Origin of the sequence: Paenibacillus aceti (genome assembly GCF_003614185.1) — a bacterium.
Classification (GTDB): domain Bacteria; phylum Bacillota; class Bacilli; order Paenibacillales; family Paenibacillaceae; genus Fontibacillus; species Fontibacillus aceti.
Map to the genome: position 1 here is coordinate 2,932,385 of NZ_KZ987724.1, position 26,190 is coordinate 2,958,574.

General features: G+C 49.2%; 23 protein-coding genes. 4 read left to right on the top strand and 19 right to left on the bottom strand.

All coding sequences use genetic code 11. The annotated features are described in order from the left end of the window. Positions 1-8: 8 nt before the first annotated feature. The 5 genes from hisS to BFJ94_RS13110 form a co-directional block, all read right to left on the bottom strand. Complete coding sequence (hisS, locus tag BFJ94_RS13095; protein WP_120463068.1) at positions 9-1,256, bottom strand: histidine--tRNA ligase; 1,248 nt, start codon at positions 1,254-1,256, stop codon at positions 9-11. Between the two features lie 976 nt (positions 1,257-2,232). Further along, positions 2,233-2,679: a hypothetical protein gene (locus tag BFJ94_RS13100; RefSeq protein WP_162944271.1), complete on the bottom strand. Its 447-nt coding sequence runs from the start codon at positions 2,677-2,679 to the stop codon at positions 2,233-2,235. Between the two features lie 44 nt (positions 2,680-2,723). Then, complete coding sequence (locus BFJ94_RS25405) at positions 2,724-2,882, bottom strand: hypothetical protein (RefSeq protein WP_162944272.1); 159 nt, start codon at positions 2,880-2,882, stop codon at positions 2,724-2,726. A 150-nt stretch (positions 2,883-3,032) separates the two neighbouring features. Continuing rightward, positions 3,033-3,479, bottom strand: a complete 447-nt coding sequence (dtd, locus tag BFJ94_RS13105; protein ID WP_120463070.1) for a D-aminoacyl-tRNA deacylase — start codon at positions 3,477-3,479, stop codon at positions 3,033-3,035. 230 nt (positions 3,480-3,709) lie between these two features. Further along, positions 3,710-5,890, bottom strand: a complete 2,181-nt coding sequence (locus tag BFJ94_RS13110; protein WP_120463071.1) for a RelA/SpoT family protein — start codon at positions 5,888-5,890, stop codon at positions 3,710-3,712. Positions 5,891-6,186: 296 nt separating this feature from the next. Between BFJ94_RS13110 and BFJ94_RS13115 the strand changes: the two genes are divergently transcribed. Together BFJ94_RS13115 and uraA are read left to right on the top strand one after the other, a co-directional pair. Continuing rightward, complete coding sequence (locus tag BFJ94_RS13115; RefSeq protein WP_120463072.1) at positions 6,187-6,534, top strand: DUF4870 domain-containing protein; 348 nt, start codon at positions 6,187-6,189, stop codon at positions 6,532-6,534. Positions 6,535-6,759: 225 nt separating this feature from the next. After that, positions 6,760-8,046, top strand: coding sequence for a uracil permease (gene uraA, locus BFJ94_RS13120; RefSeq protein WP_120463073.1), 1,287 nt, complete (start codon positions 6,760-6,762; stop codon positions 8,044-8,046). 103 nt (positions 8,047-8,149) lie between these two features. Here the strand turns inward: uraA and BFJ94_RS13125 are convergent, their stop codons facing one another. From BFJ94_RS13125 to BFJ94_RS13150, 6 genes are all read right to left on the bottom strand, one after another. After that, positions 8,150-8,668, bottom strand: coding sequence for an adenine phosphoribosyltransferase (locus BFJ94_RS13125; protein WP_120465228.1), 519 nt, complete (start codon positions 8,666-8,668; stop codon positions 8,150-8,152). A 57-nt stretch (positions 8,669-8,725) separates the two neighbouring features. After that, entirely contained in the window at positions 8,726-11,131 is a 2,406-nt protein-coding gene (recJ, locus tag BFJ94_RS13130; protein WP_120463074.1) for a single-stranded-DNA-specific exonuclease RecJ, read from the bottom strand. A gap of 54 nt (positions 11,132-11,185) precedes the next feature. After that, positions 11,186-12,157 carry a cation diffusion facilitator family transporter gene (locus BFJ94_RS13135; RefSeq protein ID WP_120463075.1) on the bottom strand — a complete coding sequence of 324 codons (972 nt, stop codon included), beginning with the start codon at positions 12,155-12,157 and terminating at the stop codon, positions 11,186-11,188. Between the two features lie 101 nt (positions 12,158-12,258). Continuing rightward, complete coding sequence (secF, locus tag BFJ94_RS13140; RefSeq protein WP_120463076.1) at positions 12,259-13,170, bottom strand: protein translocase subunit SecF; 912 nt, start codon at positions 13,168-13,170, stop codon at positions 12,259-12,261. Beyond that, positions 13,151-14,404, bottom strand: a complete 1,254-nt coding sequence (gene secD / locus BFJ94_RS13145) for a protein translocase subunit SecD (protein WP_120463077.1) — start codon at positions 14,402-14,404, stop codon at positions 13,151-13,153. Before secD ends, secF begins: the two co-directional genes overlap by 20 nt. A 179-nt stretch (positions 14,405-14,583) precedes the next feature. Further along, complete coding sequence (locus tag BFJ94_RS13150; RefSeq protein ID WP_120463078.1) at positions 14,584-14,841, bottom strand: post-transcriptional regulator; 258 nt, start codon at positions 14,839-14,841, stop codon at positions 14,584-14,586. A gap of 409 nt (positions 14,842-15,250) precedes the next feature. Between BFJ94_RS13150 and spoVB the strand changes: the two genes are divergently transcribed. Further along, entirely contained in the window at positions 15,251-16,843 is a 1,593-nt protein-coding gene (spoVB, locus tag BFJ94_RS13155) for a stage V sporulation protein B (RefSeq protein WP_120463079.1), read from the top strand. Between the two features lie 66 nt (positions 16,844-16,909). Beyond that, positions 16,910-17,302, top strand: a complete 393-nt coding sequence (locus BFJ94_RS13160) for a TIGR04086 family membrane protein (protein ID WP_120463080.1) — start codon at positions 16,910-16,912, stop codon at positions 17,300-17,302. A gap of 1,056 nt (positions 17,303-18,358) precedes the next feature. On the opposite strand, the gene yajC is transcribed toward BFJ94_RS13160, so the two are convergent. From yajC to BFJ94_RS13200, 8 genes are all read right to left on the bottom strand, one after another. Further along, the gene (gene yajC / locus BFJ94_RS13165; protein WP_120463081.1) at positions 18,359-18,670 is read right to left on the bottom strand and encodes a preprotein translocase subunit YajC; all 312 of its coding nucleotides are present in this window, start codon (positions 18,668-18,670) and stop codon (positions 18,359-18,361) included. 33 nt (positions 18,671-18,703) lie between these two features. Further along, positions 18,704-19,843: a tRNA guanosine(34) transglycosylase Tgt gene (gene tgt, locus BFJ94_RS13170; protein WP_120463082.1), complete on the bottom strand. Its 1,140-nt coding sequence runs from the start codon at positions 19,841-19,843 to the stop codon at positions 18,704-18,706. A 25-nt stretch (positions 19,844-19,868) separates the two neighbouring features. Further along, positions 19,869-20,897, bottom strand: coding sequence for a tRNA preQ1(34) S-adenosylmethionine ribosyltransferase-isomerase QueA (gene queA / locus BFJ94_RS13175; RefSeq protein ID WP_120463083.1), 1,029 nt, complete (start codon positions 20,895-20,897; stop codon positions 19,869-19,871). A gap of 7 nt (positions 20,898-20,904) precedes the next feature. After that, on the bottom strand, positions 20,905-23,001 hold the full coding sequence (locus tag BFJ94_RS13180) for a SpoIID/LytB domain-containing protein (RefSeq protein WP_229716854.1): 2,097 nt from the start codon (positions 22,999-23,001) through the stop codon (positions 20,905-20,907). Between the two features lie 42 nt (positions 23,002-23,043). Further along, entirely contained in the window at positions 23,044-24,051 is a 1,008-nt protein-coding gene (ruvB, locus tag BFJ94_RS13185; RefSeq protein ID WP_120463084.1) for a Holliday junction branch migration DNA helicase RuvB, read from the bottom strand. 33 nt (positions 24,052-24,084) lie between these two features. After that, on the bottom strand, positions 24,085-24,702 hold the full coding sequence (ruvA, locus tag BFJ94_RS13190; RefSeq protein ID WP_120463085.1) for a Holliday junction branch migration protein RuvA: 618 nt from the start codon (positions 24,700-24,702) through the stop codon (positions 24,085-24,087). Beyond that, positions 24,699-25,202, bottom strand: coding sequence for a crossover junction endodeoxyribonuclease RuvC (gene ruvC / locus BFJ94_RS13195; RefSeq protein ID WP_120463086.1), 504 nt, complete (start codon positions 25,200-25,202; stop codon positions 24,699-24,701). Before ruvC ends, ruvA begins: the two co-directional genes overlap by 4 nt. A gap of 310 nt (positions 25,203-25,512) precedes the next feature. Further along, a complete protein-coding gene (locus tag BFJ94_RS13200; RefSeq protein ID WP_162944273.1) occupies positions 25,513-26,046 on the bottom strand; it encodes a BofC C-terminal domain-containing protein in 534 nt (177 codons plus the stop codon). Positions 26,047-26,190: the final 144 nt, after the last annotated feature.

A 26,190-nucleotide genomic window follows, 5' to 3' on the forward strand; every position in this document is an offset into this window, starting at 1 on the left:
CTTCATCATTACTTCTTCAATTCATCTACCAGATCACTCAGCTTCACCGTCCGCTGTTCACCGGTCTCCATCATTTTGAGCACGATCTCTCCACGCTCCAGCTCGTCATCCCCGAGAATCGCCGTATACTTGGCCTGCATCCGGTCAGCCGATTTCATCTGCGCCTTGATCTTGCGTCCCAAATAGTCACGGTCAGCAGATAGGCCTGCCTGACGAAGCTTGGATAACTGGATAGTCACCTCAGTATCGGCCGACGAACCGAGCGCTACAAGGTAAATATCAAGTGGTCTGACCCCGCTGATCCCGATTTCCTGCTTCTCCAGGATTAAAGCGATCCGCTCCAGACCAAGCGCCATGCCGATACCCGGTTGATCCGGTCCGCCAATTTCACTCACCAGTCCGTTGTAGCGTCCGCCACCGCCAATCGTATCGATCGCACCGATTCCTTGAGCTTTATATTCAAACGCCGTATGCGTATAGTAGTCAAGCCCGCGGACTAGACGATGGTTAATTTCATAATCTACATCCATCGCGCTGAGCAGCTCCCGCACCTTGGCAAAATGCGCCGTACACTCCTCATCCAGACTGTCCAGAATGGACGGAGCATTCACGAATTTATCCTGATCCACCTTGCAGTCGAGTACACGCAGCGGATTGCGTTCCATACGGGATTGACAATCCTTACACAGCGTATCCTTCATCGGAGTAAGAAAATCGAGCAGCGTCTGGCGATAAGCAGCCCGGCTCTCCGCATTCCCTACCGAGTTAATCTCTACCTTAACGTCTTGGAGACCAAGCTCTCGGCAGAATTGATAACCGAGCGCCACCACCTCGGCGTCGATCGCCGGGTCCGTTGCTCCGAACGCTTCCACACCGAATTGGTGGAACTGTCTTTGCCGTCCAGCCTGGGGACGCTCGTATCTGAACATAGGCCCGATATAGTAGAGCTTGCTAACATCAGGCTCCCCGTACAGCTTATTCTCTACATAAGATCGCACTACCCCAGCCGTTCCTTCCGGCCGCAGCGTCATGCTACGATCCCCTTTATCGGTAAAAGTGTACATTTCCTTCTCGACCACATCCGTCGTCTCACCAACGCCGCGTTCAAAAAGAGAGGTCTGTTCGAAGATCGGCGTGCGGATCTCTCTATAGTTAAACCGCTGGCACAAGTCCCGTGCCTTCTCTTCAATGAACTGCCATTTTTCCACCGTGCCCGGCAATAAATCCTGCGTACCTGTCGGTTTCTGAAAAGCCATAGTCGCTATCCTCCATCATTATCTATTTTCCTGAAAATAAAAAAATCCCGCCCCTGTCATCACAATAACAGGGACGAGAGATATTATTTTCATATCACCCGTGGTACCACCCACATTCCGAATACATGCGAGGAATCCGTGACATATGCATTACATACATGTACACAGGCTCGCTTCTACAAATATTCGCTCCATACGATTAACGCCCGTTAAGCGCCGCACGTCTACTAAGCTCCTCGCGCACTATACGTGTGAAGGCTTTTCGTCGCCAGTTCTCGGGGAAGTCCTTCCTTCAATCATCAACCAGAATCCTTCCAGCCGGCTAATTCAGATGCGTAAGCAGCAACTTGCTTCACCCTGCGCATCGAAATAGTCTGGGATTCTTCTCTGGGGCTGTGGGGTTGAATTACTCGTCCCGTCATCAAATCTTTATAAAGGTTGTTCAAGGCCGCTGAAACTGGCCATTTTTGAACTCACACTTAAACTAATATATTTTTTGATTTTAAGTAACTAATGGGATAAAGTCAAGCCTTAGCTGCAGAAATGCAATTATTCCCGGAGATTTATTCGGGCAGAGGGCTATAACTGAGCTGATTCGGGACGGAGTATTCTGAGCATGGGGCACTAATTGCATGTAGTGTACTTAAAAGTTACAAAACAGGCTCGAGCTTCATTTTAATTGTAAAACATACACTAAAAAATAACGATTTTCCTCGATTCATCCGATATGGTTAGTTCTAGGTGTACAAAATACATTTACACGAGGGGACTTCCGATACATCCCGGAAAATAAGTGTATAACCTGCAATTACACACACACGCAGTAATCTGAAATTAAAGGCTATAGACAGAAAAAAACCTGCTACCAACGGGGTACAGGTTCAAAAGGTATATATTAAAAAGGGGGTCATGCTCTTATTATAAACAGGCTATGTTAAAGGACTGTGAAGCCAATGTTACAGTTAGATTACAAAGTTTATCGTCCCGCTGTTTCAATAAAAGCCCCCAAAGAACGTAGTTTATGCACAACGCTCTCATATTGTTCATCACTGACTTTTGTACTGAGCACATACTGATACTCATCGGTTTCATCCGTTACAGCCTCATCAAGCACATCATCTCGAACCGTCTCTCCGCGATCCGCATCAAAGCTATTGCTCCCATCGAGATCCCCTCGCACCTCGCCATCCCCCATATCCACTACATGAAACAGGCCTTGTGCCGACATCGTTCCCGGACCGCTGGCCACAGTAAATCCATTGTTGCTCATCGGATAGAAGGCCGGCGCAGACCAATCGCTGGCAGCTACCGAGTCAGACAGCCGCCCCACTTCAACCTCTGCAGTCGTAACAGCAATCAGGCTCGCTCTAGCTCCTTCGGCCTCATCTTCATTACGGAAATAAGCTTGTATATGCTTGGACATCCCAGTCACTCCCTTATTCAAGATCAATCTTACCCCCGCCCACATTAACGGCGTAGTAAATGCTCACTGGACGGTCTAACCTCCTGCAAGCAGGCTCGCTCCTCACCATGCCCGGCCTTCGCAAGCCTCTCGGCTTCCCTCCGCCCTCCGGTCGGCAGAAGCGGGAGGCTCTGCAAGGCAGTTGATTTTAAAGATTGGCGCATAACAAAAGGCTCCCTCACTGGTCACTTCCATCATCGTTAAAATCCAGCTGCTCATGAAAAATCGCAATTATCTCATGGCTTGCTGTCTCTTTACTTAGAAGGGTATCCAGTGAAGGAGCCAATTATCCGTTATTCAGTTCAGTCCGTTAATTAAACAGCAGGGCTGTCCAACACCAGGGTAACCGGCCCCCAATTCGTCAAGGCCACATCCATAAGAGCGCCGAATTGACCGGTTTCCACCGTCAGGCCTTTCTCCCGCAGCATTTCATTGAAGCGATCATACAGCGGTTCGGCTTGTTCGGGTCTGGCAGCCGCTATAAAGCTGGGACGCTTGCCTTTGCGGCAATCCCCGTAGAGCGTAAACTGCGATACCGACAGGATCGATCCCCCAACATCGGTGACACTAAGATTCATTTTGCCAGCTTCATCCTCAAAAATCCGCAGCCCGGCGATTTTCTCAGCTAGGTAAGCTGCTTCCTTCTCAGTATCGTCATGGGTAATACCTACGAGCAGCATCAACCCTTGCCCAATAGAGCCGATAACCTCATCGTCAACCGTCACACTAGCCGCCTTACAACGTTGTACAACTACTTTCATTTCACATTAACTCCGTTTCTTCAATATGTGAGTTTTCAGCACCGAGAAGGTTGGATGAAGCAGGGCATGAGGAGCGCAGCGTACGTTGTGGGTACGTGAGCACCTGAGATGTTTCCGTAGGAAACATAACTTCGTAAGCATCTGCTTAGGCCACTGCTGAATTCAAGATTCTATGCCGAATCAGCTTATTGGCTTACTTCGTGATCAAAGGTGGAGTTTTTGAACTTCCGCTATTGAATGATGCGGTGGACCGTGTAGACATCCTTCACCCTCTTGATCTTCTCCACAACAGACTGTAAATGATCCGTATTGCGGATCAAGATCGTCATGTGAACCAGCGCCATCTTGTTCTTATCCGAGCGGCCCGACACCGCCGAAATATTCGTCTTGCTCTCCGATACAGCTTGCAGCACTTCATTGAGGAAATTACGCCGATCATGACCGGTGATCTCAATGTCTACACTGTAATTGGCTTCGATCTCACCGACCCACTCCACCTCAATAATCCGTTCTGCCTCTTCCCCATCTCCGTCATGAGGAATATTCGGGCAATCGCTGCGGTGGACGGAGACTCCCCGCCCCCGGGTAATATAGCCGATGATATCATCGCCTGGAACCGGATTACAGCATCTGGCGAAGCGAACTAGCAGATTATCGATCCCTTTCACGACAACACCATTAGTTGGACGCGGCTTGCGCGTCTCCGGCGCCGGCTTCACTTCCTTGATTTCCGAAGTAAGCTCGATCGAGTTGCTGCTCTCTTCCTGCTCCTTACGTAGCTTCTCTGTCAGCTTAGTGCATATCTGCGCCGCAGTGATTCCGCCGAAGCCGATAGCAGACAGCATATCATCGATATCATTGAAGGAATACTTCTTGGCTGCATCCAACAATTTATCATCCGTCATCCAAAGAGAGGAATCGATCCCGGCCCGCTTCAGCTCCCGTTCAATCGCTTCGCGTCCCTTCTCGATATTCTCCTCGCGCTTCTCCTTCTTGAACCACTGCTTGATTTTGCTGCGAGCGTGGGAAGACTGCGCAATCTTCAACCAGTCCTGGCTCGGCCCGTAAGAATGCTTCGAGGTCAGAATCTCAACGATATCCCCAGTCTTCAGTTTACAATCCAGCGGCACGATCCGCCCGTTCACCTTGGCACCTATCGTCCGGTTACCAACCTCGGTATGAATCCGGTATGCAAAATCAAGCGGAACAGAGCCCGCAGGCAGCTCGATGACCTCTCCGGATGGCGTAAAGACAAACACCAAATCGGTAAAAAAGTCCATTTTGAGCGATTCCACGAACTCAGAAGCATCCTTGGCCTCATGCTGAAGCTCCAGAATTTCATTGAAGAACGTCATCCTGTTCTCCGGACCGCCTGCATAGTTGCCTTCCTTATAGGCCCAGTGCGCCGCGATCCCGTACTCCGCCGTACGGTGCATTTCCCAGGTACGGATCTGCACTTCCGTAGGCTCGCCATTAGGACCAACCACAGTCGTATGCAAAGATTGGTACATATTGGCCTTAGGCATCGCAATATAATCCTTAAACCGTCCAGGCATCGGCTTCCACAAAGTATGAATAATGCCAAGTGTCGCGTAACAGTCCTTAATATTGTTAACAATGATACGGATGGCCAGCAAATCATAGATTTCATTGAATTGCTTATTCTTCGTGGTCATCTTCTTGTACACGCTATAAATATGTTTGGGCCGGCCCAACAGGTCGGCCTCTACGCCCATTTCCTCTAGCTTCTCTTTGATCCTTGCGATAACATTCGCAATATATTCTTCCCGTTCCGCCCGTTTCTTCCGCATTAAATTAGCAATCCGATAATACTGCTGCGGGTTCAAATAGCGCAGCGCAATGTCTTCCATCTCCCATTTAATAGCGGAAATACCGAGCCGATTCGCAATGGGACAGAAAATTTCCAGTGTCTCATAGGCTATACGCCGCTGACTCTCTTCAGACTGATATTTCAAAGTCCGCATATTATGCAGACGGTCGGCAAGCTTAATCACAATCACACGGATGTCCTGTGCCATAGCGATGAACATTTTGCGGTAATTCTCGTTCTGCTGCTCCTCCTTGGAACGAAATTTGATTCGCTCCAGCTTGGTTAGCCCGTCAACCAATAAGGCGCACTCCATGCCAAACTGATTCTCGATCTCCTTCAGAGAAACGGTAGTGTCCTCTACCACATCATGAAGAAGCGCAGCAATAATCGACAAAATGTCCATTTGCATGCCGACGACAATATCAGCCACCGCTAAAGGGTGCAGTATATACGGTTCTCCAGACTTCCGCAGCTGACCGTGATGGGCCTGCTCTGCGAAGTCATATGCTTCCCGAATGCGGGGAAGATCCGGTTCTTTTATATAGGCGGACGCCTTTTCAAGTAATCGCTCTATGCCCATTGAATCCTGTCCGAGTCCTTTCTATATATAAATCTAGATTGAGTTCTGTACGTCAGAGGGCACTATACCCCCATTTTTGATTTCCTATAATTATGACTCTTACATACCCTTCCGTCAACTATTCTCTCTGGCTTCCAGCGATTCTGTGAAATTAGAGCACAGCCTTTTCGACATCTTTCAAATTTTTTCTTGTTTATTCGAAAACAATGTTTCATTCGTGGAAGGAATTACCTACCAACTTAACGAATATCCATGTATCATATAATTACACTTTATCTAGGAGGAATCCCATTTCCATGAACAATTTGAATGCCGAACCATCCTCGACCGGATTAGACCCCAAGGTGGCCGGTCTGCTGTGTTACGCATTTAGCTTCATCTCAGGTATTATTTTCCTCGTGCTCGAAAAGAACAGCCACTTCGTTAAATTTCACGCCGCCCAATCCATCATCGTATTCGGTTCCCTAACACTGATTAACATCATCGTAGGCTTCATCCCTATTATCGGCGCTTTAATCTCCTTGATCATCTGGCCGTTAATGTTCGTTCTGTGGATCGTCCTCATGTTGCTTGCACTCCAGGGGAAACAGACCAAATTACCGATCGTCGGCGATTTTGCCGAGCAGCTTAGCAATAGCTTCTAGAATTTCACATCATTTCGCATAAAGAATTATAGAGAACCCGACGTTTGCGGTAGGTGCAAATGCCGGGTTTTTTATTTGTCTGGAGGCCAGGTATATTCAATCCGCTTCAGGGAAATCTGGAAAAAGACGCTCAGCAAGCAAAAAATATTGTTGAAAAATGTCGGGATTGTCCTTATCATATTAAGGATGCCATAAGAACGTTTAATTATAGAGGAGTGACCCTGCTTGCAACGTGAAATTCAAGTTAATGAGAAAGTCCCTGTCGGGCCTGGCGCCCTGCTAAGTCTCCAGCATTTATTCGCCATGTTTGGCAGTACCGTGCTGGTACCGAACCTGTTCGGCGTAGATCCAGGCATGATTCTGCTGATGAACGGGATCGGCACCTTGCTCTACATTCTGATCTGTAAAGGAAAAATACCAGCCTATCTCGGCTCGAGCTTTGCTTTTATCGCACCGGTACTTTCTGTAATCGAGAGAAATCCAGGCAACGGATATGCGCTCGCTCTGGGAGCTTTCATCATTACCGGTCTTATCTTCATCGTAGTAGGATTACTCGTAAAATATGCGGGAACCAAGTGGATTGATGTCGTATTCCCGCCAGCAGCTATGGGCGCAATTGTCGCGCTGATCGGTCTTGAACTGATCCCTGTTGCTGCCGGTATGGCTGGCTGGATCTCTAAAGATCCAGGCGTATCGTTCACTCCAAATGCAACGAATATTACCCTCTCACTGGTCACCCTCGGTGTAACTATTCTGGGAGCAGTGCTATTCCGCGGCTTCCCGAAGATCATCCATATCCTTATCGGTATTGTGGTCGGTTACGTGCTTGCCTTAATCCTTGGTGAAGTGAAGACCGAGGTGATCGGAGCGGCTCAGTGGTTCTCCATGCCGACCATAACAACGCCAAAATGGGATTTCTCGGTCATCGTTTCGATCATTCCGGTTGCACTCGTCGTCATCGTTGAACATATCGGTCACTTGCTCGTTACTAGCAATATCGTAGGTAAAGATCTGTCGAAAGATCCAGGCTTGCATAGATCCTTGCTCGGGAACGGTATTTCTACCGTGATATCCGGGTTTGTCGGCTCCACGCCGAATACGACCTATGGCGAGAATATTGGGGTTATGGCTTTGACCAAGGTATATTCTACCTATGTAATCGGTGGAGCGGCTGTCTTTGCTATCCTGCTCTCCTTCTCCGGTAAATTCTCGGCCGTGATCGCTAATATTCCTGAACCGGTAATGGGCGGAGTATCGCTGCTCTTGTTCGGCGTCATCGCTGCTTCCGGGCTTCGTATCTTCGTCGAACAGAAGGTCGACTTCTCCAAAGCCACGAATATGATTCTGGCCACCGTCGTATTTGTCGTCGGACTCAGCGGCGCTACATTAAAACTCGGCAACGTGGAATTAAAAGGGATGGCTCTTGCAACGATTGTAGGTATCGTGCTCAGCCTGTTCTTCAAATTTATTCAGCATTTTGGTCTCTCCAACGAGAGTGAAGATGCCGCTTAATTAAAAATAAAAACGAGGGCGGTCCCCCAAGTAGTTAACTTACTATCACTACTCGGGAGGCCGCCCTTCTTATAGATAAATCAGAGGATCTGCTAGGCTCTGATCAATAATCATACTTCGCAAGTGAGAATACGTTGATGTCCGGCAACTTGGACCGTCCGTTCAGCTCGCTGAGCTCAATCAGAAAGGCTGTCCCCACAATATTCCCACCGAGCTCACGAACGAGCTTGACGGAAGTTGCGATCGTACCGCCCGTTGCCAGCAAATCATCAGCGATCAGTACGTTCTGACCAGGTTTGATCGCGTCCTTATGCATCGCCAGCTTATCCTTGCCATATTCAAGATCATAGCCTGCTTCAATCGTCTCATAAGGCAGCTTGCCGCTCTTGCGGATCGGCACGAAGCCAACCCCGAGTGCATAAGCAAGCGGAGCGCCAACGACAAAACCGCGGGCTTCCGGACCAGCGATCACGTCTATTTTTAAATCGGATACCAACTCTTTAAGCGCATTAATAGCCGCCTTGTATTTCTCACCATCATTCAATAAGGTCGTAATGTCCTTGAAGCTGATACCCTCCTGCGGGAAATCGGGGATTACGCGAATATAAGGTTTTAAGTCCAACAAAATCTCCTCCATAAAATTAAAATATACTACCATCCCTTGCTTGGACAAAATCTATTATGAAACCCCCTGTAATTGGCAGGTGATCCATTCCGTAATTTGTGGCACTTCTTCATAAAGCAGGATTTGCTCCATCTCCGCAAGCAGTCCCAAGGCCTGATAACTCTGCGCGGATTCCAACGGACGCTTGGAAGGCTCCGGATTGACCATAATCCTTCCTTCAGTCCGGCTTACGAAGTCCAGCTCTGTAAATATGTCCAGAATAAAATATACCATACGGCGTGTAATTCCTAAACGGGACATTATATTTACAATCACCTGTTCCTCGGAGCATCCATCCGGGCCAACATATTTCCTGAGAAATACATAGACCTGCTTGAATCGTTCGCGGGACGGCGCCTCGATCACTTCCACGGATGAACGCGGATGAAGCAGGAATACCCGTTCCAGATTGGCGAAACCAGACAGCATTTTGTTCCAAATATCCGGTGACTCCGGCAGTTCCATAACGAATAATGTTTTTACTGTAACCGCTTCGTCCCATTCCGATTCAGCGCTGCCAGGATAGATTCCTCGCTCCTTGTCATAAACCCACGCCGATATTCCCGGTAAATGACCGATCGAGAGCAGATCCGCCCGACGTGTTGAGACAACCGCGAGCGAGCCAGCGCTGCAGTATGAGATGTTTAGCATTTTGCTGCATAGCTCTTCGATTTTCATCCCGGGATCCAGTGGATCTCGATAATCGAACACCTGCAGATCAGGAATCGAAATATCCTGAATGAATAATTGCGGCTTACGCCGCCCATTCCATTCGTTAATCCCCGCTTCTACGACTAGATTGACTCTCGCTTCCGGAGATAACAGAGTATAGATCTCACCTTTGCCAAAAGCTACGGCCTCCATCACATTCCCATCCTGACGGATCGTCAGCTTCAGATGCTTGCTATCCTTGCCCATCTGTCTGTAATCCAGCAGTTCAGCTTCCCGGAGAAGCAAGCGCGGAGAAGGATTTCCCATTCCGAAGGGCTCCAGCTGGGCCAATTGTTCAATCACAGGCAGTGTAATCTCTCCCAATCTGCACTCCAGCTCGGCCTGCAAGGACGGAATGAAATGCTCCGGCTTAAGGATAGCCTGCGAGAAATCATTAAGTCTCTGTTCGAATTCCTCCAGATGGCTAACATGTAATGACATCCCGGCCGCTGCAGGGTGACCGCCATAATGATCGAGCAATTCATCGCAATGCGTCAAGGCTTCGTAAATATCAAAGCCGGGTATAGAACGCGCAGAGCCCTTACATTCCCCTGTAGCTGAATTGATACCGAGCACTAGAGTCGGGCGGTAATAGCGTTCTAATATTTTTGAAGCGACGATACCGACCACGCCCACATTCCAGCCCTCACCTGCGACGACTAGCACATTCGGCACAGGCCCGACAGCTTCTATCGCCTCGATCCGTTCGAAGGCTTCGCGCACAATGTCATCAACCAGTTGCTGACGCTCCCGGTTGAGCAGATCCAGCTTCTCTGCCGCGGCTTCCGCCGCCTCCATGTGGGTCGCTGTCAGAACATCAAGCGCTTCGAAGGCATGGCTCATGCGACCAGCCGCATTAATACGCGGCGCAAGACCGAAGGCCACATTCGTCGCAGAGACCTCGCCTGGATTCCAGCCAGCGATGTGAAGCAGTGCGGACATTCCCGGAAATGAAGACTCCGTCATCTGCTTAAGTCCTTTGCGGACAAGCACTCTGTTCTCATCTATCAATGGCATTAAATCTGCAATTGTCCCCAAGGCTACAAGCTCCAGCCACGCATCCGGCGTGTCCTCACCAAGCAATGCTGAGGCCAGCTTATAGGCCACTCCGACACCCGCCAGCCCCTTGAAGGGGTACGGGCAGTAGGGAAGCTTCGGATTGATAAGCGCATAGGCTTCCGGAAGCTTGAGCGGCGGCTCGTGATGGTCAGTAACAATCACATCGATTCCCAACTCAGATGCATAGCTGATCTGTTCTACAGCGCTAATTCCGGTATCTACGGTAATAATCAGACTGATTCCATTCTCATGAGCTTGCTTCAATGCATGATTATGTAATCCATAGCCTTCCTTCGAACGATGCGGAATATAGAACTCATAGCTCGCCTTAAGCCTGCGCATCAGCTCTATCATAAGTGCGGTAGAAGATACTCCATCCGCATCATAGTCTCCATAGATTAATATTCGTTCACCAGATTCAACAGCCTGGCGGATTCTTGGAACCGCTTCCTTGACTCCGCTCATCTGATATGGATCATGCTGGTCCAGCAAGGACTGATCCATGAATCTTGAAGCTTCCTCGGGATGCTTGATCCCACGCGTCACCAATAGAGAAGCGAGCAAGGGTGGAATACCTAGCTGCTGCTCCAGTCGACGCGACGCTTCAGCATCGCAAGAAGATAGCTTCCACTGATACTTCGATTGTAGCAACGACTTCACACCTCTTTCTCCGGTCGATCCCTCGATTTTCAGAATAAATAATTACTATTGCAGGAGGTTAGGCATATCATCATTCGCTCCCAGTTGATTGCTCTTGTAGGGATACCCCGGGTCATACGGCAGTACAAGAATACTGACATCATTCACATGAGAGAAACGGTGCATAAGCAGCACCTTCGCCCGATTGGCTATATCATTCGCCTCTGTAACAGTGATCTGCGGATTTACGCTGATCTTGGCGACCACCCTCACATAATGCCCGTGCTCGAGGGCGCGCAAATCCTCAACGGTGATAATCCCATGGACGCGCTGAACCGTCTCTATGAACCGTTCGGTATCCTCTTCCACGAGCGTTGTAGCTATCAAGCCGCTGATCGTTCTCTTCACCATCAAGTAAGCGCGATAAGCCACAATAAAGGCGACAATAATGGCTGCAATCGGATCAAAATATAGCATCACGGGTACATCTAGCGCATGACCCGTCATCGCTCCAAATATACCAAGCATAACGATAATAGAACAATATAGCGAATAGCGGTGGTTCTCCGCATAACTCTCTCGTTCCTTCTCCGATTGTGCAGAGGCTGAACGATACTGAATTTGAAAGAGCACTTCCTTGATCACCAGAGCCGCGACGACAACGACCCCCGCAACATAATCGGGAGCATGAATATCTCCTTCAACAATGGCTGTCATCGTCGTAATGATGGTCTGCAGTGCGCCGAGCAGAATCAATACTGCGATGAATACTGCGATGGGCAGATTCAGATTCGCCTGCTGCGTAGCGTTTGGCCGGGAAGCAGGTTGCTTATGGCGATCATACAGCCTCCATTTGACATTCATCAACGCATTGGCGACAGCAGACAACACCTCTGATAACGAGTATATGGCATCTGCCAGCATAGCGCGGCTATTAAACAATAAACCTACAGTCCCTTTTAGAGCAGCTAGGGCGAAATTGCATACCATACTGACTGCAGCAACGGAATCTGTAGCAACAGTTTGTTCGCGTCTCATTATAACCCCCCTGAAGCCCGAGAACTAATCATAGAATGACAGAGCCGCGTCGATTACGACGCGGCTCTCCATGCCCAGCAACAATACACTTATATAATCGCTTAAGCCGCCTTAGCCGGTTTTTTCTTTTTTCCAATCTTAAGTAAATACCACAGCGGACTGGCAATAAAGATACTGGAATAAGCTCCGAACAGAAGACCGATGGACATCGCCAGGGAGAACATCTTGATAGATTCCCCGCCGAGTAAGAATAAGAAGAAGGCGGCGATGAACACCGTCAGAGCCGTGTACAAGGAACGCATGATCGTCTGTGCAATACTATGATCGACCAGCTCCTTAAGGTCCTCATCGGTCTTCAATTTGGCAAAGCGCATATTCTCGCGAATCCGGTCAAAGATAACGATCGTATCATTGATAGAGTAACCGATAATAGTTAATACAGCAACGATAAACGTAAGGTCGACCTCCAATTGGAAGATCGAGAAGACCGCTATAACCAGAATAGCGTCATGCAACAATGATGCAACTGCAGCTACAGCAAACCGCCATTCAAAACGGATACTGACATAAATGATAATCCCCAGACAAGCGAACAGAACGGATTTAATCGCATTATGAGCCAGTTCCCTGGCCATATCCGTATCCACAGTATTGATTTCAAACGCAGCATTCGGATCAAGCTTGCTGATCTCCTGCTTCAGTACCGAATCCTGATCCTCGCTAAGCACTTCGTTGAACCGGATCGAGATCCGCTGCTCCCCTTCGTTAATCGTGGTTCCATGAGCAATATCTAGCTTCTCCAGAATCGGAGTAATCTCGTCCTTGGTCATCGGTTTCGTAATGTTAATGTCAACATTGGAGCCGGATTGAAAGTCTACGCTATAATTCAAACCAAATACAGACAGGAAGACGACACCGATCACCATCAAAGCGATCGAGAAAGCAAAGAAGTATTTACTTAAGTGTACATAATCCAGTTTCTTAATGCTCTTATCAAAGTGCACGAATTTCACTCTCCTTAACACCGAAGTATTTCGGTTTCATCAGCTTACCCGCTTTAAGCAGCAAGTGAAGAAGGAACCGGGAGAAGTAGATATTCGTGGCGAAGCTAAGCACGATTTCCACAATGAGTACAAGGGCGAAGCCTTTTACCGATCCTGTTCCATATGCGTACATCACGATGGCTACGATAATCGTCGTAATGTTGGAGTCCATAACCGTACGGAAGGAATGCTTGCCCCCCGCTTTAACCGCGGACATTACGCTCTTACCGCTCTTAAGCTCTTCTCGGATCCGCTCATTGGTAATGATATTGGCATCGACGGCCATCCCAATCCCGAGTATAATCGCCGCAATCCCCGGCAAAGTTAGCGTGAAATTCGCCCAAGCGAACACGGCTATAAGCAGCCAGGTATGCAGGATCAGGGAGAAGCTGGCGATTAGGCCTGGCACCCGGTACATCCCGATCATGAATATCAAAATAAATGCTGAGCCGATCAAACCTGCCTCAATCGTAGAGGTCAAAGACTGCTGACCGAGAGTTGCCCCGATACTTTGTGAGTATTTCTCTGTCAGCTTCAGTGGCAGAGCGCCCAGGTTGATAACGTCGCGAAGCTCATTCGCCTTAACCCGATCGCCACCTACGCTGATTGAAGCTGTTCCATCAGTAAGGACAGCTTGTACAGTTGGATCAGAGATCAATTCATCATTCATATAAATAGCAAGTGGTTGACCGAGCAAACGTTTCGTTACTTCAGCAAATTTATCTTTACTCTTCACTTTGATGCTGACCAGAGGCTCGTTCATCTGTCCGAGCTCGACCTTGGCGCCGTTCTCAGCGAAGTCAGTACCGATCATTTCAATTTTGTTATATTCATCTGCATTCTTCTCAGTTCCATCTTTACTACGGAACGTCAATTCCGCAGGCTCTTTCATCATTTTGCGGACCTCAGACTCATCGGTTACACCGGCCAATTTAACACGAATCCGGTTCGTTCCCTCCGTAGTAACCTCAGGCTCGCTCGTTCCGAGCTTGTTGGCGCGTTTCTCCAAGCTTTGCGCTGTTTTGACCAGCGATTCCTTGGTAACTTTTGTCCCGCCCTCCAAAGGTGAAGCCTCATACAAAATCTCGAAACCGCCTTTTAAATCCAGGCCGAGACGCATGCTTTTCAATAAACCTGGGGTTGACCAACACATTATGGCTGTTACGACAACCACCACGGATATGAATGCCACTATTCTTTTCATCCCGTACTTCGATCCCCTTTCAATTCTCAATATTCCTATTATAGCTACGTGAGAATCGACCGTCAATTTGACCAATTTTGTCAGTTTTATTACGGCGGCTCTCAACAGTGTGTTCAGGAAGGTCCATTTTCAGCACCAAAGCTATTGAACTTCCCTTCCTAGAACACAAAAAAGACCCCTTAATCTAAACGGGATCCACGATAAGCGGAAAGCGTTAAATAATTCATAAAATGGGTTATCTTCAAAGAAAGGATATCATTTACCAATTTGTATAATGGCGGAAAGCCATCCTTCTCATACTTCTGGCTGACGCAGCTCCATATTTCCTCTTCTGTCACATGTTCATATCCGATCAGCCGGAATTCATCTACCTTGCTACGGCATAGATTCTCGATCGTCTCGAACAGTTCCTTCCTCGTGTAATCCTCTTCAGCCATTCTTGGTGCCTCCTTCCTCATCCCCATCTACATTAACATTCTACTTCATTTTCCCGATTCCTGCTTGATAGAATTATCGACTATAAATAAGAGATGAAAATGCGAGGGTAGTGGACTTTTTGAACTTTCTCTTAAATAGCTTGTTCAAAAAGATCGGTTTTCAGCACCGAGAAGATTGGATGAACCTAGGGCCTGAGGAGCGGAGCGTACGTAGTTTGTACGTGAGCATCAGAAGGCCCGGGTGAATTCAAGATTCGACGTCGAATAAGCTCCCCGTGTTACTTCGTGATCAAAAGCGAACTTTTTGAACTTCCTCTAAAGACAAGTCATGAATTGGGAGAGGACTAGCATATGGTTAATTAACATCGCTATTCGGGAGATGCTCATTTAGGGGAGAGAGGTAATCGATTTGAATAAACAAACCTTTATCCAGGGCACGATGATCCTGCTCTTGGCAAGTATTATTAATCGCATTCTAGGCTTCATTCCACGTATTATGCTGCCGCGGATCATCGGTACAGAAGGCGTCGGCTTGTATCAATTGGGTTACCCTTTTTTCCTGGTGATTGTAACGCTTATAGCTGGAGGGATTCCTCTTGCCATCGCCAAGCTGGTAGCCGAGGCAGAGTCGACTGGGAATTCTCAGCGATCTGCTGCGATTCTAAGGACGAGCCTGGTCTATGCGACTGCTATCGGGTTCCTGTTCACTTTTATATGTCTGTTCGGGGCCCCGTGGGTAAGCCAGCATATTCTGACCGATCCGCGTGTCTTCCAGACATTCATCGCGATGAGCCCGATGATCGTCATCGTCGCTGTATCTTCCGTATATCGCGGATACTTCCAGGGCAAGCAGAACATGGTGCCCTCCGCCGTCTCCTCCGTCATCGAGACCGTCGCCAGGATCATCTGCGTTCTATGGTTCTCCTACTTGCTGCTCCCCTGGGGAATCGAATATGGCGCAGCCGGAGCGATGCTCGGGGTTGTCTTCGGAGAGATTGTCGGCCTAGCTGTTCTGCTCTGGCAATATCAACGTTTTCGCGGCAAAATACAGGTCAAACCAAAGCCAGATTCTACAGCATGTACGGATACCGCCGTTGAACAACAAAGTAAAGTCTCCTTCTTCTCGCTCCTTAGACAAATCTTTAAGGTGGCCCTGCCTGTAACAGGCGGCCGTCTGGTCGGCTCCATGTCCTATCTGCTGGAATCAATCATCACAGCACGCAGCCTCGCCATAGCCGGAATTGCTACGGCAGTCGCCACTTCTCAATATGGCGCATTGCAAGGTATGGTCATCCCGCTCATGCTGCTGCCCGGTGCGCTTACCTCGTCGCTGGCTATCTCGCTCGTCCCTTCTCTGGCAGAAGCTCAGGCCAAAGGAGATATGCGAACCATTCATCTGAGATTGCATCAGTCTATCCGGCTGGCACTGGTGACCGGCGCTCCGTTCGCGGCCATTATGTATGTCCTGGCTGAACCGCTGTGCTTGCTTCTGTATGACAATGTTAGTGTGGCCGGAATGCTTAAGGTCATGGCCCCTATCGCTCTCTTCTCCTACGCTCAGGCTCCGCTGCAAGCCACGCTGCAGGCACTCGATAAGCCTGGACGCGCGCTGATCAATACTCTGATCGGTGCGGTCGTGAAGCTCATTCTCATCTATTATTTGGCGTCGAATCCTAGCCTGGGCATCTATGGAGCTATCTTCGCGATTATTATCAATATCATTATCGTAACTTTACTGCATGGGATCAGCGTATCAAACGCGCTTCGCTTCCGCTTCCCCACTCTGGACATCATTAAGGTTGGCGGCCTGATGATCATCATGAGTGCAGCAGCGGCCTATCTTTACAATGAGCTTGTACTCATCAGTAACCAAGGCCTTCATTTCATCGTTACTTGCTTAATCGCTGGCGTTATTTATTTGATTCTGGCGGCTTGTCTGAGATTGATAGATTGGCATGATATTAAGCGGATTCCAATTTTGCGTAGATGGATCAAGAGCTAACTTGTCATAACCGTTCAAGCTTGACCATAAAATAGGTACCATTAATATGGAATGGAGGATCGCGTCATGAATTTCATCCGCCGTATAGCTTCAATTCGCATTTCCCATCCGACTTTGTCCGGCCTGTGGTACGCTTTTCTCTGGATGATGATCGGTGCTCTCGCATTATCCCTGTTACTGCAATTCGACATGCTAGAGGAACAAGAGCTCAACTTATACACATACATTGTTCATTCGATTGCTATTCTGTTCGGAGGGCTAGTCTCCGGCAAACGGGCGCAAATGAAGGGATTATACCAAGGCTCCATAACCGGTCTGATCTATGGCATTCTCGTCTTCGTGATCAGCTTCCTCGCCCTGGACAGCTCGATTCAATGGGCTACACTAGCCTGGCTGCTCCCGGCACTGGCGATCGGAGCGATCGGGGGCGTGTTCGGAGTGAATTTGAATCGACGATAGTTAGGTACTGACCAGTTGCACATCAATTGCTAATAGACGAGCATTAGGTCGCTCAGTATCGTAATAGCAGGCGCGCATTAGACGTACATTAAGACCTCTGCAAGCCCACCAAATGTACACCAGAGCACAGCAGAAAGACATTAGATCGCTCTGCACGCACGACAGATGCACACCCGCACCCCCAAACACACATTAGGACGTTCAGTATACACACCTCAGACGAATACCAGATACGCATTAGGACAGTACGCGCACATCAGGACACTCTGCACACCAAACGCAACGCACACCGGTACACCCAAAACACACATTAAGAATTCAGTATACGCACCTCAGACAAATACCAGACACGCATTAGGGCGGTACACGCATATCAGGACACTCTGCACACCAGACACATCAAAAAACCTGCAAATATGCAGGAATTTAGTAGATACCTCCGCCCGAAAGAGTAAATTCCTGCGTAAATGCATCCTTTTTCTCCAAACTAGCTCGATTCCAGCCCAAAGTGGGGAAAAGCCTGCACTTTTGCAGGAATTTCCTCAAAACAGGGGAATTCAGGTGCAAAAGCCTGCACTTTCGCAGGCTTTTGCAAAGCACCTAAGTGACCCCGAGCTCTAACGAAACTCCATATCGTTATTCTCACGAAATCAGCAGCTACCGGAATCTAACGAAACGCCATATCGTTATTTGGGTGAAAATCCGCCATCTAGCCCCTTTTTTGCCGCAATAGCGATACCCTGTTTCGTTAGATTTCCAAATCGCTCCTTTTGACGCAAATAGCGATACCCTGTTTCGTTACAATTAGTTAGAACGTTCGAGCATCCTCAGTTTCGTGTTCGCCAAGTGACACATTTATTAACAACCTGCACGTTTGCAGAACTTCCTAAAGAGCAGGGAACTCTAATCTAAAAAGCTCACACTTTCGGGCCCGTTTAAGCATTTTCGAAGTTCTCGAAAGCACCTTTGAAATTATCAAAAGTTTCCAGTCCTGCAGCGGGAAGTAGCTTCCATATCCAAACAAAAAAAGAGCCCGATTCAGGCTCTTTTCTCATCCTATTTTTCTGGCTCGGAAACTCGGTGACTGATCGCGCTGCGTTCAAATGTAAGCTTGGTTACATCGTTGACGCGCAATACGACGATGTCGTCTGTCATCTCCAAGATCGTACCATGCAAGCCGCCGATCGTTACAATCTTATCGCCCTTTTGCAATGCATTCAGCATGTTATTGCGCGTTTGTTGCTTTTTCTTTTGCGGACGAATCAGCAAGAAATAAAATACCGCAAACATAATGATCAAAGGCACAATAAAGGATAGCAATTGGCCAGATGTCGATGGTGTTGCTGTACCTTCTGCAAGTTGAAACATACTCTTCCTCCTTCCATTTATATCCTGATCCCTTTAAAATCCTTTGTCATTGCCAAACAAACCGTACTGTTCAAAGAACTCATCCCTGAAATCAAGCAGCCTATCATCCATAATCGCCTGCCGCACTTTCTTCATCAGATTCAGAAGAAAATACAGATTGTGATATGTAGTTAACCGCAAACCAAATGTCTCATCACTCTTGATCAGGTGACGCAGATAAGCCCTGGAGTAGTTCCGACATGTGTAGCAATCACACTCGGGATCCAGTGGTCCAAAATCTCGGGCATACTGGGCATTGCGGACAACCAGTCTTCCCTGGCTCGTCATCGTCGTACCATTGCGGGCGATCCGCGTAGGCAGTACGCAATCGAACATATCGATACCGCGAATTGCTCCTTCGATCAGGGCATCTGGAGAACCTACGCCCATCAGGTAACGAGGCTTGTCTGTTGGCAAGAGCGGAACCGTGTAATCCAGAACCTCATACATAAGATGTTTCGGCTCGCCTACACTTAGTCCACCAATAGCATACCCCGGAAAATCTAGCGAAGTCAAATCCCGAGCGCTCTGCTTGCGCAAGTCCTCGTACATGCCTCCCTGGACGATGGCAAACAAGCCTTGATCATGCGGCCGGGCATGACTTTCCAGACAGCGCTCAGCCCATCTCGTCGTTCTCTCCATCGATTTCTTCACATAATCATAATCGGCCGGATAAGGGGCGCATTCATCGAACGCCATCATAATATCCGAGCCGAGCGCGTTCTGAATTTCCATCGCAGTCTCCGGAGATAGAAACAGCTTGTCGCCATTCAAATGAGAGCGGAAATGCACGCCTTCTTCGGAAATTTTCCGCATATCGCTCAACGAGAACACCTGGAAACCACCGCTATCCGTCAGAATCGCCCGATCCCAGTTCATAAATTTGTGGAGTCCACCAGCTTCGCGAACGATCTCATGACCTGGACGCAGAAATAGATGGTAGGTGTTGCTGAGTATAATCTTCGCTTCCATCTCTTTGAGCTCTTCCGGGCTCATCGTCTTGACCGTAGCTAAGGTTCCTACCGGCATGAAGATCGGAGTCTCGAAGCTTCCATGCGGAGTATGGACGATCCCCAATCTCGCCCCGGATTGTTTACAAGTCTTGATATGTTCGTAAGTAATTGCAGCTGTCACTTTCTTCCCTCATTCCTCCGTAAGCCTAGTATATAAACATTGCATCGCCGAAACTGAAGAAGCGGTATCTCTGTATAATCGCTTCCTGATAAGCATTCAATATATTCTCCCGGCCAGCTAATGCGCTAACTAACATCACCAGCGTAGATTTAGGCAAATGAAAATTAGTAATCAGAGCATCGACCAGCTTAAACTCATATCCGGGATAAATGAAAATTCCTGTCCAGCCATTGCTCTTCACAATCGGACCGTCGCCGCATTTCTGCGCTACCGTCTCCAGCGTCCGCGCCGAAGTCGTGCCTACAGCCACGACCCTGCCGCCCCGTTGCTTCGTGGCATTTAGCAGATCGGCTGTCTCCTGCGGCAGCATATAATATTCCTCATGCATCACATGGTCTTCGACCCGTTCTACAGACACCGGGCGGAATGTTCCCAAGCCCACATGCAGTGTGACAAAGGCAATATCTATACCCTTATCGCGAATCTGTCCAAGCAATTCCTCGGTGAAATGCAGACCGGCTGTAGGCGCCGCCGCTGATCCTTCATGCTTGGAATAGACCGTCTGATAGCGTTCCTGATCATCCAGTCTCTCTTTAATATAAGGAGGTAGTGGCATTTGCCCCAGCCGATCGAGGATCTCATTGAATATCCCATCGTAGGAGAAGCGCAGCACTCGGCCACCCATCTCTTCCTCCGATTCAATGACGGCCTTCAATTCATCGCTGAAGACGATTACCGCACCAGTTTTAAGCTTCTTGCCTGGTTTAACGAGCGCTTCCCAGCGGTCATTGCCCAAATTTTTGAGCAGCAGCACCTCCGCCTTGGCCCCTGTATCTTCCTTGATACCGAACAGACGGGCCGGGAGCACCCTTGTATCATTCAATACAAGCGTATCTCCAGGCTGCAAATACTCAATTATCTCAGAAAAATGGTGATGCTCGACGCCGCCGGTCTGCTTATTCAGTGTCAGCAGGCGCGAAGCGCTCCGCTCCGCTAGAGGAGTCTGGGCAATCAGTTCCTCGGGGAGCTCGAAGTCATACATATCTATATCCATATACTGTTCATTCCTTAACGATAGTCACATTTTGATAGTAGTGTTGCAATATTTGCTGGTAATCATACCCTGCATCCGCCATCCCTTTGGCTCCCCATTGAGAGAGACCGAGGCCATGGCCATTGCCGCGTCCAACGAATAAGAACTGGTTAGATTGGTCGATGACTCTGGCCGTTCCATTGCCGTCCATCACAACCATATTGCCGCCGCTCCAGGTCTGCGGGCCGGAAGCCGTCATAACTGCCGTGCCAGAAGCGGCCGTACCGCTTACAGTTGCTCCTGAAGCACCCAGTACAGTATACCTTCCTGTTGCCGCAATATCAAACAGGGTGCTTGGCAAGCTGCCTAATGCAGAGCGGTACGCATCCGGGTACTTCACATCAAGCACCTGTCCATTCGCCTTGATCTCGGTCACCCGTCCGGAAGGTCCTCTTTGGGTGATTTCCAAATTATATATCGGTGAAGACATGGGGGTGGTCGTCTTTCCTTTCAATGTCTTCAATAACTGATCCGACGTAAACGGACCGCGAAGCCAGGCATAAGTGCTGGATTCATCTACTTTATCCAGTACGATCACTTCATCGCCAGGATTCAGCTTCGCGACAGGGTTGACATCGGACTGAATCAGCGGTAGCGGTCTGACCATCACCGATTTGGTGGTCACGCTCAGCTTCTTCAATCCGGCAGCCGTAGTGCCGCCTGTTAGCTCCGCATTATCTTCCCGAACATAGCCTGTCTTCCCATTTGATAACAGAACATGATACCAGGATTTCAATGAGGCAATTGCGGCCTTATCCCATTCACTGTTCACGCTGGAGAAGGTTGGATTAACGCTGCTCCACACCTCGGAGGAGTCCGCCGATACGCCGCCGCTATTGGACGAGAAGATGGCTTCGACAATTTTTCCGTTCGCCTTGATAACCTCTCCGGCTGTACTATCTACCGCTTGAATGATACTGTCCTTCTCGTTGTCTACGCCATTATAGACCTGACTTAACGTTGAATCGACAAGTCCGGCAATTTTGAAGCGGTTGGTCGAAGCAGAATAGAGCGCATAGCTGCGTGCAGCTACTGCCTGCGCTTTTAGGGATTCCTGCGGCCATGATGCAGGAACTTCGCCCGACAGGACTGAATAGAGATACTTCTCAAGGGGAAGTTCATTAACGAGCGCAAGCTGACCGTTCACTTGACTGATCTCGAAATCGCCCCGATAACTGCGAGCCGATCTTTCCACGACTTGAGTTGCCATGGAATCATCGCCATCTATCATCAACTTGCTATTCGTCCCACTCAGCTCGTAATGATCTACTGGAGAGGGCGAGCTCAGATTAAGCGTAACATCCTGATGCACGATAACGCCTGGCTGGGAAGCATCAACGATGGACCAGGAGGCCTGCGGCAAGGAGCTTTGCACCGCTGACAGCTCCGCTGCACTAGCAGCCCCGCCAGCCCACACCGTATATTGCTGCGGCCCGGTCAGGACAAGATAAGCGTCTACGCCTGCTGCCATAGCGGAATTACGCAATGCTTCCGCTTCAGCCCTGCTGCCGAGGGTTCCCGCCGAATAATAGCTGCTGCCCTTAACTACCGGAGCTTGTCCACTCAAGGTTCCGGCCAGGCTGCCGGATACCCGGCTCACAGCCTTCTGAGCTTCTGCCGCACTGGCATAGGGCCCGGTATAGATCTGGTAGGTCGTTCCGCCCGCCTGATCTACGGCATAAGCGACTGGACGGTCTGCTGTAGCCTGCAATTTCTTAACAGCAGCAGCGATCGCTTTCCAATCGGCACTCTCTGCTGCCTTTATTTTATAGCTTCCTGCGCTGAAGCGGACAGTTTGACCCGCTGCCAAGGTCAGCAGCGGGCTCGTCCCTCCATCAGCTTGGAGTCCCATCTCCATAGCTGAACCAGGCTTCAAGGTGACCGCAGGCACCGTCGCTTTATAAGTGCTGCCCAGGTCAAGGAACAACGCTACACGTACATGCTCCCCTGCCCCTTGATCCGCAGATGCCGGGACGGATACAGGGAGCTGCAATGCTCCTGCAAGCAGAATTCCCGCTAATATCCCCCTTCCCCATTTTCGTATCTTGGCCGTTGTTTTCTTCACCTTCAATTTGTTCGCTCCTCCTTCACGCTGTCTTATATAGTGTTAACCTCGATCCTCAGGATAAGGAATTCCCAGGTGAGTGTAAGCCGCAGCCGTCACAACTCTGCCGCGCGGCGTGCGCTGCAAATAACCGATCTGCAGCAAATATGGCTCATATACATCTTCGATGGTCTGACTCTCTTCACCAATCGTAGCTGCAATAGTGTCCAGACCGACCGGGCCGCCTCTGAAGCTGGTAATCATGGCGTTAAGCATCTTATGGTCGATCATATCGAGTCCCTTCGGGTCCACCTGCAGCATCTGCAAGGCTTCTTCGGCGATCGCCTCGGTGATCACTCCGTCGCCGCGTACCTGGGCATAATCCCGCACACGCTTAAGCAGACGGTTCGCTATTCTCGGCGTCCCCCGGGAGCGCAGCGCGATCTCGTCAGCTGCATTGCCGATAATCTGAATGCCGAAGATATCCGCCCCGCGGGATACGATGTAGCTTAGCTCCTCCATCGTATAGAATTCAAGCCGGCTGACAATGCCGAAGCGATCCCTGAGGGGAGCCGACAACAGCCCGGCCCGGGTCGTGGCCCCTACCAAGGTAAAAGGCGGCAGGTCCAGCCGCACCGAGCGCGCACTAGGCCCTTTGCCGATCATAATATCGAGAGCCGAATCCTCCATCGCCGGATATAGCACCTCTTCCACGGTGCGATGCAGACGGTGAATCTCATCGATGAACAGGACATCGCCCTCCTGCAGATTGGTCAGCAAGGCTGCCAGATCCCCGGGACGCTCAATCGCCGGCCCAGAGGTTGTCCGCAGATTCACTCCCAGCTCGTTGGCGATAATATTGGCAAGCGTCGTCTTCCCCAGCCCCGGAGGGCCGTACAGCAACACATGATCCAGCGCCTCTTTACGCATTTTGGCAGCTTCGATATATATTTTCAAGTTCTCCTTGATCTGATTCTGTCCGATATATTCAGACAAGTAGCGAGGCCGAAGGCTCAGCTCCTCCGCTTGATCCTCCATCATTAAATTCGCGGAAATGATTCGATCCTCCACCGCTCTCCCACTCTCCTTCCATCCCGTTGCAAGTTAACCTGCATACAGCATCTTCAGGGCTTTCTTCATCAACGAATCTACCGCCTCATCCGGATGAAGCTGATCCTTCAATTTCGCCCATACACGATCCAGCTCAGCATCCGTATAACCGAGCGCCTTCAAGCCTTCTTTGGCCTCTGGCCAGCCTGGAGCAAGGGTATCCTCTGCCGCCGTATCTGCTGATATCGGATTGAACAGCGTTGCTCCGCCCAACCCTTCGAGCTTATCCTTCAAATCGAGAATCATTCGCTGCGCCGTCTTCTTACCGATCCCTGGCAGCTTGGTCAAAAAGGCGATATTCTCATTATGAATCGCCGCGATCACTCCGTCCGGATTCCCCCCGCTTAAGATACCGAGCGCGACGCGCGGTCCAATTCCCGACACCTCGATCAGCTTGCGGAACAGCCGCTGCTCATCCTTCGTCGGAAAACCGAACAATAGCTGGGCATCATCACGCACATGGTGGTGGGTGAACACCGTCACCATCTCCTGCCCTTTGGCCGGAAACACATACGGATTAGGACAGAACACACGGTATCCTACTCCCTGTACATCAAGCACAATATATTCCGTCTCAATATATGCAATCTGACCTCTCAAAAAATCGATCATGATCTCAGTACCTCATTTAACTTAGAATTTAAAGTATATGAATGCGCATGGCAGATCGCAACCGCAAGCGCATCGGCCACATCATCCGGCTTCGGAATCGCCTTAAGCTTCAGGAACATACGGGTCATTTCCTGCACCTGGCGCTTCTCTGCCTTACCATAACCGACAATCGCCTGCTTCACCTGCATCGGTGTATATTCCGCTACTGGCAGTCCCTTCTGAACCGCAGCAAGCACAAGTACACCTCTCGCCTGACCTACCGACATAGCGGTCGTTACATTACGGTTGAAGAACAGCTTCTCCAGCGCAACTGCGTCAGGCTTATACTTCTCGATGAGCTGAACCATTCCTTCATATACATAGAGCAGCCTGTCTTCCTCCGGCGTATGGGCCTTCGTCTCGATGCATCCATACTGTACCGGCGTGCATTTGCTGCCCTGCTTATCAATAAATCCGAACCCGACAATCGCAATCCCCGGGTCTATTCCCAATATACGCAAGGCATAATCTCTCCCTAGTTAAGCGAATTTCTTAGCTAAATTCAGGCCATAAACTTCCAGCTTCCCACGATTAACAATGGGTGCGACGCTGCTATCCAAATCAATCTGATGACCGATGATACCTTTCAATCCACACTTCAATATAAGAAAAAAACGCATGTCCGATAAGCGAACATATGTATTCACCTCATTATAACAAAAGATTTCCGCACTTGTAGAAAAAGTTTGCGCACAGCACAAAAAGAGCTGCTCCAAGTAGAAATAACTACTTACAGAACAGCTCTTGCTTAAAAAGGTTATTCAAATCGGGTCAATGTTTATTCTGCTGCAATACTTCCTCCGTCACGTCAACAGCGAAATCGCTGAATGTCGATAGTACACTATTATATTCATCCATATCCTGAACGCGGATTCCCTGCTGCAGCTGCTTGATCGCTTCTTCAGGCAGTACACTTTCCATCGTCTCAACATCTAATTGGAAAAAAGTACGCAACACCTTTTCATCCTCAGGCGGTCCTTCAAACAAGCTCAGATTACCATCTTTATCAATTCCCATATATCCTGAATGGATGATCTGAGACCACTCTTGATCCTGCAGTGACTCAAGCCGATCCGCAGACGGGTGTTCAGGCTGTTCCGCCTGTTCCGCAGTCAGACTGCGCAGCTTGCCCAGCGTTTCAAGCGCCAGCGGCTCACCGGTCATCAGCTTCTCAAGCTGACCGGACAACTGCAATCCCATCCAGGCCATGACCGCTACTAAGGCGCAGGCACTAATGGTCCAAATCGCACGTCTCCATCTTTTCCAACGTCTTCTCCATTGTTTTCTCGTTCGGAATATGCTCACGATGATCCCCTTCTATCAGCACTTTTTGAACACGCACTATCATGTACTTCTATTGTGACCGATAGGATCAGGAAATATACCGTAATATTGCCGGAGTTGTTATCGTAAAAACAAAAAAACAGCCATTCGAAAATGACTGTTCTG